Below are 18242 nucleotides of genomic sequence, written 5' to 3'. Positions count from 1 at the left end.
TTTCTCCTTTATCGTACGGGATCATCTCCTATCATACGGCTGTTGTTCTATCGCTGAACGGCCAACCTTACCTAGCATTTGTGACACTAATAACCTGGGTTCTGCTTATATAATCCTGCAGAAAAATTAATCTGTGGCTGTGGTATAGGGAAATATTCATCCCTTCCCTTTACGAACCTTGCATTTTGAAGATAGGTTCTCAAGGTTTTCTCTTTTGAGAAATATTCTGTGTTGAGAACCTGGTCTGCGCTTCCCCATCTTACCAGATCAAAAAAGCGTTCACCTTCCATTGCTAGTTCCAGTTTTCGTTCGAAGCGGAGCGCTTTTCTTGCATAATCGTTGCTCCAGGTACAGTTTATACCAGGTTGATAGGTATTGATGTTATATTTTGCAGCATAGTCCGTTGGACTGGTATTGTTCCAAGCCAATACGTATTTGCTGTTCCTGGCCCTTGCCCTGATTTGATTAATAAGTGGCAGGGCCTCATCGTGCCGGTTAAGTTCAATCAGCGCTTCAGCTTTCCATAGTAGTACATCTGCATATCTTATGATGGTAAAATTTAAGGCAGATCCGCCCCAAGGGAAGCCTTTTACCATGAATGGGGATTCAGGGGATACGAGTGCTTTTTTGTTGGAGTAGTTACCATAGGTTGCCGGTTCCCGGACCCAGTCGGCAGCATAGGGGCCTGTGGCAAAATTTTTCCACCTTACACCAAGCCTTCCCAGTGTAAAGTCAAGCCTTGGATCTACATTAGTAGCAAAACCATCGGCCAGGGTAAGCAGGTTAGCATTGTTGTAAGTATCAGGAATAGCTAATCCATTGGCATCGGTTTTATAAGAGTTCACCAGGTTTTGGCTGGGCTGGAAGAATCCATCTCCACTGTAAGCCGGTCCCCTTGGAGCGTTGAGCAGATTGCTCCAGTTTATCCTGCCTTGATCTGTTCCATCACCGATTGAATACTGCACAGCAAAAACAGATTCAGCACCATTGTCAAACTCGGCCATTGAAAGTTGTTGAAAATCAGCAAGCAGGCCGTATCCACCTCCGCTAATCACCTGATCGCACTGCGCAATCACATTTGTGAGCAGGGTTTGATCGATACTGGCTAAAGTGTTATCAGGATTTTGTTTGTAAGCACGGTACAGATTTACCTTCGCCTGATAAGCTATGGCTGCAAATTTTGTCGCACGACCTTTTTGTGGCTGGGCAGCAGGTAATAGTGCAGCGGCATCAGCAAACTCTTTTGCAATTTTCTCCAGCAGCTGATCCCTGGTAAACTCTACATTGGATATCTTAACATAATTTTCAATTTCTACATTTTCATCGAAATATGGCACATGGTTGAACAGACGAGTAAGTTCAAAAAAGTAATGGGCACGAAGAAAACGCATTTCACCCAGACGCACATTTTTCAAGGGCACCTGTGCTTCCGTTACGGCATTCAGGCGTTTAATGGCACTATTGGCACGTTGAACGCTACGGTAAAGACTGAACCATTTTCTGTCAAGGAGACCGTTAGTTGCAAATACACCCTGAAAGGTTTCGAAGGCATTAAATTCACCAATATCACCAATACCGCCGCCGCCTTTGTAGGCTGTTTCGGCCCTGACATCGCCATAGACCCAGTTAGTAGTTGGTGAGAGAAAGGTACCGTCACTACCTTCAGGTCCGGCAAGAGCCGAATAAGCAGATATGCATAAGGCCTCGATCCCGTCGGGCGTATTCAAAAGGTCATCGCTTAGTTTTCCCTGTGGTTTTGTATCCAAAAAATCTTTCTTGCAAGAGCTGAATAAAATCATACCTGCAAATACTATATATATAAATTTCATGATCAGTTAAATTAGTGGTGTATGCTAAAATCCAAAATTTAGTCCCAGTGTAAATGTTCTTGGCAATGGGTAAGGATAACCCAGGCCTTCCGGATCCGCCCCATTGTAACCGGTAATGGTAAAGAGGTCCTGCCCCTGAAGATATACCCTAAAATTCCTTAATTTCAATTTGTCTGCAATCGATCTTGGAAGGGTATAGCCAAGCTGGATATTCTTGAGTTTAAGATACGACCCGTTTTCGATAAAATAATCCGAAGTTCTGCCCTCATCATTAAGGTTAACTGCTGTGAGCGAGGGAATGCCGGAATCAAAATTGCTTGTTGGATTCCAGGCATCCAGAAGTCTTGTGCCATGGTTTCCCGTCCAAAGCTGAAAGAAATCCGTATAAAATTTAGAGTTGTTATAGGCATCCCTGATCATCCCGTTTACGAAGAAAGCAAAGTCAAAGGCCTTGTAGCTTAATGCAACATTCAATCCCCCGATAAATTTAGGCTGGTCAGATCCCAGCCAAACACGATCACGGTCATTAATCACCTTGTCGCCGTTGGTGTCCACATATCTTAATCTACCGAGTCCTTTTCCAGGCTGATTGATTCCGTCATTCAAATCAGCTGCAGTTTTATAAAGGCCATTAGTCTGAAGCCCCAGCCATGAACCCAGCGGTTGGCCTACAATGGTTTTATCTATTCCATTTCCGCCACCAAAGGTGTAGTAAATGTCTGCAGGTACGTCAGTAACCTTATTTTTATAGGCCGTTCCGGTGAAGGTTACACTATAATTGAAATCCTTGCCCACTTTATCCTGCCAGCTCAAAGTCGCCTCAAAACCTTTGTTGTTCAGTGATGCTCCATTATAAGCAATACTTCCACCCTCGCCGATGATGGCAATGTAGGGACGATCAATAAGCATATCCTTGGTATCTTTGATGTAGTAATCGGCAGAAAGGCTTAAACGATTATCCAGCATAGTCAGATCAAGGCCAAAGTTGGTCTGGGTTGTAACTTCCCATTTGATATTGGGGTTTCCAGTCCTGTTCTTGATGATACCATTTGGAATGATGCCTTGATTGATGCCTGCGATATCGTAACCGGCCATATTTAAGTTGGTCTGGTATTTTGTATAGGTTGCCTCATTGTCCAGAAGATCGTTTCCGTTTTGTCCCCAGCTTACCCTGAACTTAAGGTCGTTGATTGCCTTGATATCTTTCATGAACGATTCCTGTGAAATCCTCCATGCACCGGAAACACCGGGAAAATAGCCGGCATTGTTATTTTGTCCGAAGCGTGATGATGCATCCCTTCTGATCGTTCCGGAGAAAAGGTAGCGATCACTGTAAACATAGTTCACCTTTGCGAATAGCGATCTGGTTGCATTGCGGGATCCAATTCCGCTATTGGTTTGAGCGCCATCGCCTGCACTGATGTAACGGTAATCAATTGCTTCGATTAAAAAATTCTCCCGTCTTGCGCCAACAGATTCATTGTAGTTCTCTTTTGATTCCGCACCGATGAGTGCATTTAAAGAATGTTTTCCGATAACCCGACTATAATTTGCGGTGTTGGACCATATCCAGTCCCTGTTATAATCCGAGGTTGTGGTCAGTGCGTTTTTATCCACTGAACGATCTCCTTCTTTCCATTTCGGTTCAAATACCGATGCAAAGCCATTGCGATAATTCAGGCTGAAGTTAGACCTGAATACCAGGTTTTTTATCGGTTCAACCTCAATATATGTATTTCCAAAAATGCGCCATTGCTCCTGTCTGTTATTCCTTTGCTGATCAAGCAGCCTTACTGGATTGGGTTTATCACCGATTCCTTGTGTAGGGCCTGCATATCCCCCGAAAATATCATACACCGGAATAATGGGATGCTGCGCAATTACAAGCTCCTCTATCCCGGCCGGTTTTAGCTTTTCAGTCCATCTGCTTACATTTAGATTCTCGCCCACCCGGATTCTATTGTTCAGGTAGTTATAATCGGAGTTTAGCCTAGCATTAAGACGCTTGAAGTTCGTATATTTAACCAGACCATCCTGATCAAAATAGTTAACGGCGAAAAGAGAATTTCCGTTCTGGGATCCCTTGGAAACGGTGAGCGTATAGTTTTGTAATACCGCAGTGTTGTAAACTTCTTTCGCCCAGTCGGTATCCGAAGACCTGATGGTTTTTCTGGAATCTATAAATTCCGGTATCACAGGAACAGTGCCGCTTCCATAAAGATCGTGCCTTGGTGCGATGCCATCATTTTTATAGGCAGTCCAATAAGTGTCTCCCCATTGCTGAGTATTGAGCATTTTTATTCCCGTGTGAAAGGATTGGGTGGTGAGCTGTCCATCGAAATCTATTTTGAACTGATCTCTTTTTGCTCTTTTTGTAGTAATGATAATCACCCCGTTTGCTGCCTGCGTACCGTAAATTGATGCCGATGCAGCATCTTTTAATACCTGCACAGATTCTACATCGTTGGCATTGAGCAATGTGGAGATATTGTCCCTGGTTTGAACACCATCGATAACGTAAAGGGGGCTACTGTTATTTATTGTGGTGATACCCCTAATACCTACACCTGTACTTACCCCACCCGGCGTACCATCAGTGGCGACCGATAACCCGGCAACCCTGCCTTGAAGGGAGGTCATGATGTTTCCGGTCGGGATGCTGGCAATATCCTTCATATTCACTACTGAAACAGCTCCTGTGAGATCTTTCTTGCGTTCTTTCTGGTATCCTGTAACCACTACGGTATTCAAATCATTAACTGAAATGGCCATTTTGATTTTTAAGCTGGCGGATTCCGCGGTGAGCAGAATGGAATTAGGCTCGGCGCCTATATAGATGAAGCGCAGGGTCTGTCCGTTAGAGGCCTCTATTCTAAAATTACCTTTTGCATCTGTAGTGGTGGTTTTCTGTGTACCAACAACTACAACAGTAACCGCTTCCAAGGGCATGGAATCGTTGTCGGTGACCGTTCCGCTGATTACCCTGCTCTGCCCGTAAGCTAAGCTCATTGCCATCAGGGCAAAAAGCCAGGAAAGGAAAAGTTTTCTCATAATTAATTCTGGTTAGTAAAATTTGGTTAGTAATATGGATTAGTTTAAAATATTTGTTTTATAAAATCGATGTATTCCTGGAGTTCATATTCAGGGCAACCACCTTTGCGGGTGGCAATGAAAGCACCCATCCCGATTGCATTTTTAATGATTTCCTTGGGAGCCACACCTTTTTGATGGTTGGCAATGAAAGCGGCAAGGAATGAATCGCCGCTTCCGATGGTATCACTTACGGAAACCTCTGATCCCCATGCATGATAGGATTGATCGCCCTTGTAATAAGCTGCACCGAATTCCCCCTTAGTGACAATTACCTCCGGAACGTTAAAGCGGTCCTGTATGAATTTCACCTGTTCGGACTGGTTTCGATGGCTTCCGCCAAAAAGAATTTGTGCCATGTGCAGTTCTGATTCATTGAACTTCACAATATCGGCTTTCAGCAGTAAGTCATTGAGCAAAGTTTTGTTAAAAAAAGGTGGTCTCAGGTTGATGTCAAACACATTAATTGACCCTCGCTCCAATAACTCAAATAAGGTTTGTTTGGAATGCTCATTTCTTGAGGAAAGGCTTCCGTAGACAAAGTAGCTTTCCGACAGCGCCGTTGGCGAAAGTTCATCCGGCTTATTTATAAAGTCCCAGGCTACGGGAAAAACAATTTCATAGCTAACCTCATTACCGGCTCCTATTCTGGCAATAACCTCACTTGTGGGATAAAGGGAATCATGCTGAAGGAGCTGTTTGGAAATGCCCCACTTATCCAGTAATGATTCCAGTTTCCTTCCGTTTTCATCCTGGCCGATTTTACTGATGATTCCGGTGGAAAGCCCGAGCTTATTCAAATGATAAGCCACGTTTAACGGCGCTCCGCCCGGTTGCGGGCCGTCAGGCAAGACATCCCAAAGGATCTCGCCAAAACAAACAGCCGGTGCGTTTATAGTTTCAGTCATAGTAATTTATTTAATGAAGTATAGTTCCAATCTGTTCTAATGATTTACCCTTAGTCTCCGGCATGATTTTCCATACAAATAAGAGTTGAAGCACCATCATACCACAAAAGAAAAAGAATACCGTTGCCCCGCCCAATGACTCAGCTAAATATGGAAAACAAAAGGCTATAATAGCTGCCATCACCCAATGGGTAGAACTTCCCAGGGTTTGACCCTTGGCTCGCACCTGATTGGGGAAAATTTCAGAAATGAACACCCAAATTACAGCGCCCTGGGAAAATGCAAAAAACCCGATGAAAAGCATCACATATAGCGGGATTTCAAAGCCGCCGGAATCCTTGCCTAAAAAAGTAAATCCAACCAGGGCTAAGGAGGCAATAAGACCAAAAGAGCCGATAAACATGAGGGTTCTTCTGCCGACCTTATCTATAATATTGATGGCCAAAAGGGTAAAGATGAAGTTAACCATCCCAATGCCCACTGTAGAAAGTAATGACGAATGAGCGCCCAATCCTGCCATTTCAAATATCCTTGGAGCATAATAGATAATCGCATTGATACCTGAGACCTGATTGAAGAATGCAAAAAGCACTGCAAGAATAATAGGCCTGTTGTATTTTCCTGAAAAAAGGCTGTCGCCGGATTTGTTATTGTCCATATCCGTGCCCGATTTCTGAATTGCTGCCAGTTCCTGCTCACAATTCAGCGGATTTATAATCCTTAAAATGGCGAGCGCCTTTTCTGTAGCTCCCTTTTTTAATATCAACCATCTTGGGCTTTCCGGAATAAAGTAGATCAGCACTAAAAAAATAATTGACGGAAACGCCTGCACGCCAAGCATCCATCTCCACGAGGTTTCTCCTCCTTGGCTGAGCAAGTAGTTAGACAGATAGGAAACCAAAATCCCCAGTACCACGTTGAACTGAAAAAGGCCGACCAATCTGCCTCTTCGGTCAGCAGGCGAAACCTCAGATATATATATGGGCGCTGTCACCGAAGAAATGCCAACTCCCAGACCTCCTAAGAGACGGAAAATGAGAAAGACATACCAGTTATCAGCAAGCGCTGTTCCTAAAGAGGAAAGCAAATAGGCTGCGGCAACAAAGTAAAGTGTATTTTTTCTTCCGAAAAGATCTGAGGGACGTGAGCCTACCAATGAGCCGATGACCGTACCGATCAAAGCAATGGAAATGGTGAGCCCGTGTGCAAAAGATGAAAGGTTCCAATATTGTTGTATAGATTTTTCGGCTCCCGAAATTACGGCGGTATCAAATCCGAAAAGGAATCCTCCCAAAGCTACGACCATTGACCAGGCCAGCACTGAATGTTTTTTCATAAAAAGGTTTATTATTGGTTAAGGATTGCAAATTGGAGAAAAATGCAGTTCGGATATTCTAAATCTGTCGCAAAAAACAACAAAATCTTAACATCATTTAATAATCTGATTATCAGAATTTTAAATAAAAAAACAAACACTATTAACGCTACACTTACAAACCTGTATCACATAAGTTCAGGTTATGATACATAAATAGATTTAAACGGGCAGCAACACCTGGCAGCTAATTGTTAAAGCTTTAACCTTTTTGTTATCTTTAAATAAAATAAAGCGTAAAGTTTAACCAGATATAAAAATTCGCAGTCGAAAATTATTTTTAACTGTTTTTCCATGCATAAAAATTTACACATATATAAGAGATTCTTAATTGTGATCATTTTACTGATTGCACTTAGTTCCTGCGTTAATAAAACAAAGGAAAGCGGATATCGCATTGGCTTCTCACAGTGTGTCGGCTCTGACCTCTGGCGTAAAACTATGCTGGAGGAAATGAAAATGGAACTTTCACTCCATCAAGGTGCAGAACTTATTTACAAGGATGCCAATAATGATAGCAAAGTCCAGGCCTCGCAGGTTAAGCAGTTGCTCAATGAAAACATTGATATCCTGATCATCTCTCCGAATGAGGCAAGACCGCTTACCCCGATAGTTGAACAAGCATACAGCAAAGGGATACCAGTTGTTGTCATCGATCGTAAAATATCGTCCAGTTCTTATACTGCTTATGTGGGTGCCGACAATTATCAGATTGGAAAGATGGCAGGGTCATATGCGGGGGTAATCAGTGGCGGATCGGGAAATATTGTAGAAATCATGGGTTTGCCGGGCTCTTCGCCGGCAATAGAGCGTCAAAGAGGCTTTGCTGAGGGCATCAGTAAATTTACAGGTTTAAAGATTGTCAATCAAATTTATGGAGACTGGCTGAAAGGTAATGCAAAGCAGCAGCTTTCAAAGATCAGGGAAGTTTTAGGGGAAACAAAGTTGATTTTTGCGCACAATGATCAGATGGCACAGGGCGCAAAGGAAATCCTGGATCAGCTTGGATTGGGCAAAAAGATTAAAATCATAGGAATTGACGGGTTGCCCGGTCAGGGCGGCGGGATTCAGATGATTGATGACAAGGTTATTAGTGCCAGTGTACTTTATCCAACGGGAGGCAAAGAAGCGATATCAACTGCTTTTAGAATACTGAACAAGGAATCATTCGTAAAAGAGAATATACTTCAGTCCCTTGTTATTGATTCTTCCAATGTTAAGCTGATGATGTTGCAGTGGAACCGTTTCAGTAGCCAGCAAAAAGATATCGAGCGCCAGCAGGAACTGCTATCTGAGCAGCAATCGTTGTTCGAAAGCCAGCAGCTCATCCTGAATATTACAGTAGTTACACTTGTGTTATCGGTTGTTTTTGGGGGGCTGGCCTTCTTCTCGCTGCTGGAAAACCGAAAGATCAATAAAAGGCTGGAGGCAAACAACCATGAAATTCTCGACCAAAGAAATCAGCTGATCGAGATGTCGGAAAAGGCTGAGCGGGCAACAGAGGCAAAATTGAATTTTTTTACCAATATATCCCATGAGTTCCGTACACCGCTGACGCTGATTCTCTCCCCACTGGAGGATCTCTTAAAAGACGAGAAAGTGAATGCGTTGGCAGGGCAACACCTTCGGCTAATTCAGAAAAATGTCTATCGTCTGCTGAGGATGATCAACCAGCTCATCGACTACCGAAAGATCGAACATGAAAAAATGGATGTTAGGGTCACAAAAAATGATCTGATAGCTTTTATCCGGGAAATTGTCGATAGCTTTAAACACAGTGCAACTAAGAAAAACATTGATTTACGATTAATTTCTTCAGGAAATATAGCCGATATCTGGTTTGATGTGAACAAACTGGATAAGGTTCTATTCAATCTGTTTTCCAATGCCCTCAAATTTACACCCGCTAATGGCACCATACACATCACCATTGAAACCAGGGAAGAAGCGGTTTGGGTGAGGGTGAGGGATAATGGAGAAGGCATGAGCACAGAAGAAGCGGATCACGTATTTGAACATTTTTATCAGGCATCATCGAATTCCCAAAAAGGTTCCGGACTGGGTCTTTCTTTATCCAAGGAATTGATGAAGTTACATCATGGAGATTTATCGGTTGAGAGTAAGAAATGGCAGGGAACGATTTTTACCATTAAGCTATTGCTTGGCTCGGCACATTTCAGTGATGCAGAGCTTGTGAATGATTCAATCCTAAAGGAAGAATTATATGAAAATGCCAGGATCTATACAATGGATATAGAGGATGGGCCTTCTGTAAAAAACCAGGACCATCTAATGGTTTTAAAGGACCAGACGATATTGGTTATTGAAGACAATTTCGATATGCTCAATTACCTGAGTGATAAATTATCGAAAGAGTTTGAGGTTTATATTGCCAACTCAGGAGAAAACGGGTTGAATTCGGCATACGAACAGGTACCTGATTTGATTATCTGTGATGTTGTGCTGCCCGACTTTTCCGGCAGGGTGCTATCTGAACGACTCAAATCAGATCTGCGAACCTCGCATATTCCGATCATTCTGCTTACCGCCCAGGGAAGTTTGGAGCAGCAGATCAATGGAATGGAATCAATGGCAGATGCCTACATCATTAAGCCATTCAACTTTGATCACTTAGAGGCAACTGTTAAGAATCTGCTGAGAAACCGTTTTTTATTAAAATCGCATTATACAAGTGACATCAGTTCCAGTACCAAACAACCCGTATCTAAAACCCTTGATAAAAAATTTATCAATGATTTTTCCGGAATAGTTGAGCAAAACCTGAGCAATGAAAACTTCAGCGTTGATGAAATCAGTAAGAAGTTGGGCATATCCCGGGTTCAACTTTATCGCAAAGTTAAAGCATTATTGGATTGCAGTGTGACGGATTATATCTTGAACAGGAGATTAAAAAAAGCGAAATATTTGCTATTAAACGACCGTTATTCAATTTCAGAAATTACTTATATGGTAGGATTTTCCTCGCCAAATTATTTTTCAACCGTTTTTAAGTCTAAGTATGGAATGAGACCGAGTGAGTTTAAGAAAAATCAGGTATAAAAGATTACTTTGGAATGGAAATAAAGCATCACTATCACTTCGGTAGGTGTAAAAAATGTCACCAAGATTAGTGAAGCGATACATTCAATAGATTCTGAATCTATCAGTTAATGTCAGGTTCACCAAAATATAATCTTTAACAATGTGTATTGACATCACTTTGGAACTAAGCAAGCGGATCTCATCACAATTTTTTAGTAATAAGGGTCAAGGTTTTTGATAAAATCTTTGGTTAACTAATGTGCTACCCTAAGATACCTGAGAAAATGCTAAGCCGCTTTATCATAAAGATGCCACTGCATTACCGTAAGCATCAACTTTTGACATCACTTCTTCGAGCGATATGATTGCATTAACTCAAGCGATTAGCTTCATCACTCTCAAACCGGATGTTCCGTTATTTGAGGCACATCCGGAGCTTTGCTTTTATTTCCTTAATAACTGCAAGCCTTTGCTTTCAGGAAAGTCATTGCTGAAGGTGCTGCTGACAGGCTAGGGATTATAGCAGAGCAGGATGTAAATTACCTACAGGTGATCACAGATACGCAAAGAGATACAAAATCAACTGCAGTAAGACTCGAGACATTATTGATGCAACAGTTCTTGCTAATAAGGGCTAAATCGACTATATTCAAACCGCGCCATCTGACCTGGATATTGGAGATCATGATGCCATCTTACTTTAAGAAATGTAAACAGTTTGTGATTTACCAGTTGTGAATTCAAGTGGCTGTACGGAATCAAGTTTTTCGGTAGGGCAATGTGTAGAAAGAAAGGCCAAGGCATCCACCTTGACCGATTCTATCATTAACTACATCTAAATCTCTATATTTTTTTTGCCCATTAAAAAATGGCTATCAGAATGCTCAACAATTAAACTTAACCCCAAGTTGTGTATAACTTTTTTCTTTCGGGGGGCAGTGCAATTCTGGGAAAGCTTTTTGTAAACTCGATGTCTTTAGTTTCCCAAATGAAAATATATAAAATGTAACTGTTTTGAATGACTTATCATCGTAACAATCTCCAGTTTTTCCAACCTAAATTGTGAATGGTATTCCTTCGGCAATAATCCCGCTCTCAATATATTAGATTGGAATTCTTGATAAGAAATAAAATCGGACTTTGCCAGAGAAAGCCTGAATATTTCTCAAACACATTTACTTACTATTTATATCAACCTTTGTTGGTCACCACCAGCTTTTTAAAGACGCATTTTTATCGATCAGATATTTGAATTTCCAGCAAGAACAAGATATTCAGCAGATTTAGATTTCACTCCATATTGAAACCCACTTCATCATAAATTTAAATCATTCAAGAAACATATATATTACCTCATTTTTTTAAAGGAAATCAAACCGCCTTCCAGAAATGTTTTATAATTGGATACATCGTAATCTGCGCCTTGCGGAGCAGAGAGCAAATCTTCCGTATTCGGATCAAGTAAAACATAAAAGGGCTGAGAATTAGCCTTGAATTTCCTGGTTTGCAAATCGCTCCATTTTTTACCGATGGTATTTAATTTTCTACCTTCCGGGGTGGTCACTATATCATTTTCTGACAATTCTGATTTATCGTCGACATAAAGTTGGATGAGCACATAATCCTGACTGATGTGTTTATAGATTTCCTTATCTGGCCAAACATTTGCCTCCATTTTTCTGCAATTTACACAGGCATGCCCGGTAAAATCTATTAACACAGGTTTATTCAGCTTTTTTGCCTGCTCAATTCCCTCTTTATAATCAAAAAATGCATTTAAATTTAAGGGGGCCTTAAATTTATCCGCGTATTTATGTTTTTGATCATCTCCGGTAACGATACCAGTGGCGGAATTCCTAGTAAGTGAAGAGGTATACAAATCAAAATCCTGAGTTTCCTGAGGTGGGAGGAATGCAGAGACTGACTTCAGTGGCGCACCCCACATCCCCGGTATGAGATAAATCGTAAAAGCAAGTACGATGACAGCCATCAAAAGTCTGGGTACGGAAATGTATTCAGTTTTGCTATCATGAGAAAACCTTATCTTACCCAATAGGTAAAAGCCCATTAATGCAAAAATAATGATCCAAAGAGCGAGAAAAACTTCGCGATCAAACCATTCCCAGTGATAAGCCAAATCTACATTACTTAGAAACTTTAGCGCAAAAGCCAGTTCCAAAAAACCAAGTACGACTTTCACGCTGTTAAGCCATCCGCCCGATTTTGGCAGTTTGCTCATGGCAGAAGGAAACAAGGCAAATAGGGAGAAAGGAATTGCCAGTGCAATTGCAAAACCAAGCATCCCGATAGCGGGTCCAAGCAGTGCTCCTGTTGTTGCAGCCTGCACCAATAAGGTCCCGATAATGGGGCCCGTACAGGAGAAGGAAACCAAAGCGAGTGTTCCCGCCATAAAGAATAAACCTGCTATACCGCCTTTATCTGCCCTAGTGTCCATTTTATTTATCCATGATGACGGTAGTGTCAATTCAAAAGCACCAAAAAACGACGCTGCAAAAGCTAACAGTAACAAAAAGAACATAAAATTAAATAAACCGTTGGTCGACAAATTGTTTAGGGCATCTGCCCCAAAAATTATCGTAATCAAAAGGCCAAGCACGACATAGATGGCAATGATGAAAAAACCATATAGCAAGGCTTTTTTCAAAGCTTGTCCTTTTTCTGCGCCTTTGGTAAAAAAACTCACCGTGAGCGGCAGCATTGGAAAGATGCAGGGCATCAGCAATGCTGCCAGTCCGCCCAAAAGTCCGCTTACAAATATTGTCCATAAGCCACTTTGATCATGCTCGATAATTTGCACAGGGATTGAAGAAGTTCGTTTCGTCTGCGCAGGTGACTGAATGACCGTATCCGTTGCCGCCGCTGAACCCGAGCTATCGGCAGAGATTTCAGTGAATTGAAGATCATCCAAGGATGTTGTATCCTGAGCATGGAGGCTAACAGTAAGCGATAGCAAACAGACGATGACAAGTAGGTTTATCTTAAAAAATTTATACATCTTTTCAGTTTGTTACTTTACGTTGATGCTAAACGGGATTTCCTCAGGAGGCAGACATTGGTGGTCATTACAGACCATTGACTCAACAGTCCCCTTTACAGTGGCACTGCTGCCTGTAAGTTTTATTTTTTGTTGAAAAACAACACTGTTTTCAAAGTAGCTAACGTTCATTTTAAAGATTTCCTCATATTTGGTGACCGGTTTCGGCTCAATGGTTTTACCGACAAGCTCAAAGCCTTTTCCTGTTGCAAAGGCAAAGCTAGTCTTCACGGGGCCACCCTCTTTAACATACTGCGAATACAAATGCCATCCTTTATCTATTTTGGCTTTAATGTATAGGGTTGCTGTTTTGGGTCCAGTTTTCTTTGCAGCGTATGACCAGGTAACCGGTTTTAGTATCTGGCTTTTTGCACTAATGCCTATGAGAATAAAAAGGCAACATACGATGAGATTTTTTTTCATTATTTAATTGTTTTATTTAACCAAGTGATGATGATTTGTAGTATTTCCGGAGCTACCGATTCCTTAATTTTTGGTATCTCAGCCTGATCGCAGATTTGACAGGGCAAGAGCAGGTGATTCACATTTTTAATCAAATGTGTTTCTACCTTTTTGTTACCTCCGGCAGCGATATAGTTTTTCCAATTGCTCAAATTGGCTTCAGGGACAACATAGTTATCCTTATCTCCATTGATGGCCAGCACAGGAACCTTTATTTTGGCCATCGTTTTTCTTGCATCATACTGAATAAAATATCTATACCAGGGACCGATGGCATAATTAACGTAGCTGTATACAGGAAACCTAAAGTGATCAAATTCAATGTTCAGGGTTTTAAAATACGCATCGTCCTTTACCTTCCATATTGCATAAGTTTCATTAAGTTTTGTTTCCATGTTTGCTGAATCCGCGTACTTAAAAGCAGTTTTGAACATAAGGGCATTGATTTCATTGGATCTTGCCTTGTCATAATCCGGAAGCTTCGATTCGTTCACCAGTTTTTCATTTTGTGAAATCAGCGCATCAAAGCCATTCATCGCCAAACCAGAAAGACTCACCAGAAAGGCAACCTGCTTGCTCTTGGCGGCAGCAATAGACATCGCTGCTCCACCCTCACTATGTCCAATAAGCCCGATTTTTTTTGGATTAACTTCCTTTATTCCCTGAAGATATTTAACTGCTAGCAAGGCATCATCGGCGAAATCCGCTGTGGTTGCCGTTTGATAATTCCCTGTGGTCTTACCTACGCCTCTATCATCCAGCCTCAACACGGCAAATCCGCCGTTGACCAGCGCAGTTGAAATGTCAAGAAAAATCTTATGTCCGGCCATCAGTCCATCTCTGTCCTGCTTTCCTGTACCAGAAACAATTATCGCAGCAGGGAATTTCCCCTTTCCCGCAGGCATTGACAATGTTCCCCCGTAGGTGATTTTACCATCTGCAGAGGTAAAAGTTATCTCTTTGTCAACAACTTGCTGTGCAGTGCTCAGTTGAATCATCCCAAAAAGGAGTACAACCATTATTGAAATCTTTTTCATGTTAATTTGCAGTTTTGGTAATTTCTATTAAATCAGACATTTCATCTGCCAGTCCAGTGGCACTACCTTTAAAACCAATCGAGATGAATCTTAAAAAGCCATTTTTATCGATAATCAATTTTTGGGGAATGCCCGAAATCGTGAAGGTCTTACATATGCGTGAAAAAACCTCAGAATTGGTCTTGGCGCCCTCCAACTTATTATCAAAAAGCAGGTTGAACGGATAGTTATTGTCTTTTAGGTACTTAATATTTTCCTCTTTATAAGTCGATTTGAACTCTTCGGTATCAACAAAATAGAAAACAACATTCGGATCATTTTTATATTTTTCTACCGCTAGTTTCATTCCCGGGAATGATGCCTTACACGGAACGCACCATGTTGCCCAAAAATCAAGGATTACCGTTTTGCCCTTTAAATCCGCGGAATTGATCGTTTTTCCATCCGCATCCTTCATGCTCCAGGCCGGCATTTCCCGTTTTATCATCTGGGATCTCAGTTCCTCAAGATTTTTCTTTGTATCTGCCGGATTCTTAAGTGATTCGATATAAGCATCGTATCCGTTTAGCGATTTGTGTTTTTTCAGGTAAATATCTTTAAGCATTGCGATCATTTCGGTAGAACTTTGGTTATTGTACATACTTTTTACCAGCAGTTTTTCCAGATCCTGAAGCTTACCCAGCTTGCTTAGGGTAATTGCCTGTTCATTATTAACTTCAGCATTTTTGTAATCAAGTTCCAATTGAGCATCCTTCTCGTAAGCAAGAGCTTCCTGATATTTTGCCCTTAAGTTCAACAAGCCAATATGTACAGGTGCGATGCTGGCTACGAAGGTTTTTCTATATTCTTTTTCCCACTCAGAAGGGGCAAGATATCGCATCGATTCCGGCCTGTTCATTTTGAAAGCTTCAAGGCGCTTAACCATCAGATCAGAATATTTGGCCAGTTTAGCCATATCCCCTTCCTTTCGGTGGTATGCTATCCAGATCAGTTTATAATAAACAGATGGTAACATGTTATAGGAAAGTGAATCCGTGTAAAGGCTTACATAATCTGTGGCTGAATTTTTCATCGAACCGAAGACCATTAGGTTCTGATAAACAATGTCATAATTAATCCGGTTTTCCAGATCGAACTCAGGATTTGTACCGGACTGTGGAAAGTCATGGAGAAAACGAACCGAGGCAGCCATTACAGAATCAATATCTTTGTTTGACGAGATATTTTTATAGGCTGTCAGGCGTGCAAGACTTCCTTTAGGAAACCTTTGGTTCAGCAGACTGGTTACTGAATCGGTTGCGTCTTTTCTGTTCAACAGATTTTGACAGATGTATTTTGCATTCAGCAGATCCGATTCGGAACCTTCAGGGCGAGTAAGATATTTAACCGCAAGCTCGAGTTTGGGGTCTGCACCCGCTTTCATGAATGCTTTAAGTGCTATAGCATAATCTTTGGCCAATAAGGATTTTGATTTTTGGTTGAAGGAGATTTCCTGGTTCAGCCAATGATATGTGGCCGTATCGCTCACCCCCTTGAAGTTGATGTAACCCTTGATATCTTTTCCATATTTTGGCGAACGTGCATAACCCCAGCCGATGTATGCTCCGGGTGCCATGGCGCCTGCCCTGTCCTTATCGTTTAACAATATGAAATAACCCTGGTCTTTGTTATTATCAACCGAATCCCCTCCCAGAAACTTAAATCCCAGCAAGCCGCAGTCTGCAGGGACATCAAAAGCAGCTTTCCATTCCTTTCCTGCATTGGTGAACTTCATATCCATGGCATTCCATTTATAATTGATATACTGATAGACAACTGCCCTGATATCATTTTTGCCCTCGAGCTTTGTCCCTTGAGGATTATAATAAATGGTAATTGGCTTACCATTATAGGCCTTCTCAGGGGTAAAACGAAAATTCTCAGTCGTTTGTGCGAGAACGGAAAAAGAGAAGCTAATAAAGAGAAGCAGCAAAGAAGTTTTTTTTGACATGATTTAAAAATTAAACGGCACGGCCTTACCGCCGTGCCGGTGGTTTTATTGTGTATTATGGATTTGGTTCCAATTCAGGATTCAAGTTCCGAAGGTATTGTGCAATAGGAAAAGTATAACGGTTGCTATTCGGTGCCAGGGTATAGGTTACCCCATTGAAGGTTTTGGTATAGGTACGTTGAAAGATCGGCTCGCTATTGGTTCTTCGCATATCCCACCAGCGTAGCATCGTTCCAAAAAACTCTTTTCTACGTTCGTTGATGACCATCACAAGGGCCTCCTCAGCATTACCAGCCGTCGCGGGAATGTAATCTGCGGGCTTAAATCTCTTCACTCTGAGTGTGTTCAAAAAAGACATTGCCCCATTCACATCGCCTGCCCTGGCCATCGTCTCCGCTTTTATCAACAACATTTCCGGTACGGATACCCCTTGATTTCTGGTTTCTCCTGTTATGCTTTCCTTATAAAAGAAACGACCGGTGTATGTTGAAGACACGTTAGTGGCAGGAACGGTAAACAATGTATATCGCTGATCTTTAGTACCCAAAAGATTGAGGTATTCATTACTCAGCTTAAGGGTCACTGGCGCAAAGGTCAATGATCCGCCGAGGGATATTTTCGAAAGTAATATTTCCGGATTGATAATCCTGCGTGGATAGTTAGCTGTTGAAACCGAATTGAGTGTTGAAAGGTCAATTAAGGTACTGCGTAACTTCAGGGCCTCATCAGCATACCTTGCAGCATTCACATAATCTTTCATCATCAGGTAACACCTTGCGAGTTCGCCATAGGCTGATGGTTTCGATGGAAGCGTGTTATAGGCCTGAGATTGTGGTAGAGAAGGGATCGCAGAGGTCAAATCGCTGATAATCTGCGTATAAACAGCCTGCACGCTGGCCCTTTTCAATGATTGGCTAACAGTTTGAGTAAGCAGCAGCGGGACACCAAGATCCGTTGAGGCAGAAGCTGCATTGTAAGGTTTAGCATACGTGTTAACCAGATTCAGGTAAGCATCGGCCCGATGAACAAGTGCCTCAGCGGTAAGTGCATTTTTTTCAGATTCAGAACCATCACTGCCGGGAAGCTCATTTATAATTGTATTTGCATATAAAATAGTGGAATATAGCGCATTCCAGTTAAGATCCTGTTCATATGGCGAACCGAACGGATACAGTTCAGACTGCCAGGAATAGCTTCCCCTATAATAAGAATACAATTGTGTTCCGGAAAGTGAAGATTGCTGGGCGGGGTCATTAATATCAATATCTGATGAGGCAAAGTCTGAAAGGTTGGCTACAGTTTCAAAACTTTGGGTACTGTTTAACAGATAGCGGTAATTGATTGTTTGATTTGGAACCAGATTACCCTGGGTTTTGATATCAACATACTTTTTGCACGCTGAAAGTGAACTTGCTGCAAAAAATAAAACATATAATTTATATTTAAATTTCATG

Annotated in this window: 10 protein-coding genes; 1 reads left to right on the top strand and 9 read right to left on the bottom strand. The window is 41.7% G+C overall.

Features of this window, described 5'->3' with window-relative positions:
- Window positions 1-86: 86 nt before the first annotated feature.
- Genes LUA91_RS04000 through LUA91_RS03985 form a run of 4 tightly spaced genes read right to left on the bottom strand, consistent with a single transcriptional unit; the run spans window position 87 to window position 7163 of the window.
- Window positions 87-1829: a RagB/SusD family nutrient uptake outer membrane protein gene (locus tag LUA91_RS04000; protein WP_231424735.1), complete on the bottom strand. Its 1743-nt coding sequence runs from the start codon at window positions 1827-1829 to the stop codon at window positions 87-89.
- A gap of 24 nt (window positions 1830-1853) precedes the next feature.
- Window positions 1854-4880 (bottom strand): TonB-dependent receptor, encoded by a 3027-nt coding sequence (locus LUA91_RS03995; RefSeq protein WP_231424734.1) that lies wholly within the window; start codon window positions 4878-4880, stop codon window positions 1854-1856.
- A gap of 44 nt (window positions 4881-4924) precedes the next feature.
- On the bottom strand, window positions 4925-5827 hold the full coding sequence (locus tag LUA91_RS03990) for a carbohydrate kinase (RefSeq protein WP_231424733.1): 903 nt from the start codon (window positions 5825-5827) through the stop codon (window positions 4925-4927).
- A gap of 10 nt (window positions 5828-5837) precedes the next feature.
- The gene (locus LUA91_RS03985) at window positions 5838-7163 is read right to left on the bottom strand and encodes a sugar porter family MFS transporter (RefSeq protein WP_231424732.1); all 1326 of its coding nucleotides are present in this window, start codon (window positions 7161-7163) and stop codon (window positions 5838-5840) included.
- Between the two features lie 333 nt (window positions 7164-7496).
- On the opposite strand from LUA91_RS03985, the gene LUA91_RS03980 reads away from it, so the two are divergent.
- Window positions 7497-10262 (top strand): substrate-binding domain-containing protein, encoded by a 2766-nt coding sequence (locus LUA91_RS03980; RefSeq protein WP_231424731.1) that lies wholly within the window; start codon window positions 7497-7499, stop codon window positions 10260-10262.
- 1330 nt (window positions 10263-11592) lie between these two features.
- Here the strand turns inward: LUA91_RS03980 and LUA91_RS03975 are convergent.
- The 5 genes from LUA91_RS03975 to LUA91_RS03955 are packed head-to-tail and all read right to left on the bottom strand — an operon-like array spanning window position 11593 to window position 18241.
- On the bottom strand, window positions 11593-13260 hold the full coding sequence (locus LUA91_RS03975) for a protein-disulfide reductase DsbD (protein WP_231424730.1): 1668 nt from the start codon (window positions 13258-13260) through the stop codon (window positions 11593-11595).
- A 12-nt stretch (window positions 13261-13272) separates the two neighbouring features.
- Complete coding sequence (locus tag LUA91_RS03970) at window positions 13273-13722, bottom strand: protein-disulfide reductase DsbD N-terminal domain-containing protein (RefSeq protein ID WP_231424729.1); 450 nt, start codon at window positions 13720-13722, stop codon at window positions 13273-13275.
- Window positions 13722-14798: a S9 family peptidase gene (locus LUA91_RS03965; protein ID WP_231424728.1), complete on the bottom strand. Its 1077-nt coding sequence runs from the start codon at window positions 14796-14798 to the stop codon at window positions 13722-13724. The genes LUA91_RS03970 and LUA91_RS03965 overlap by 1 nt, the downstream gene beginning before the upstream one ends.
- Before the next feature lies 1 nt (window position 14799).
- Window positions 14800-16788: a TlpA disulfide reductase family protein gene (locus LUA91_RS03960; RefSeq protein WP_231424727.1), complete on the bottom strand. Its 1989-nt coding sequence runs from the start codon at window positions 16786-16788 to the stop codon at window positions 14800-14802.
- A gap of 55 nt (window positions 16789-16843) precedes the next feature.
- Window positions 16844-18241: a RagB/SusD family nutrient uptake outer membrane protein gene (locus LUA91_RS03955; protein WP_231424726.1), complete on the bottom strand. Its 1398-nt coding sequence runs from the start codon at window positions 18239-18241 to the stop codon at window positions 16844-16846.
- Window position 18242: the final 1 nt, after the last annotated feature.

The sequence above is a fragment of the Pedobacter sp. Leaf250 genome, assembly GCF_920984735.1.
Classification (GTDB): Bacteria; Bacteroidota; Bacteroidia; order Sphingobacteriales; family Sphingobacteriaceae; genus Pedobacter.
The sequence above is the reverse complement of the archived record's forward strand: the minus strand, read 5'-3'. Positions and strand labels throughout refer to the sequence as shown.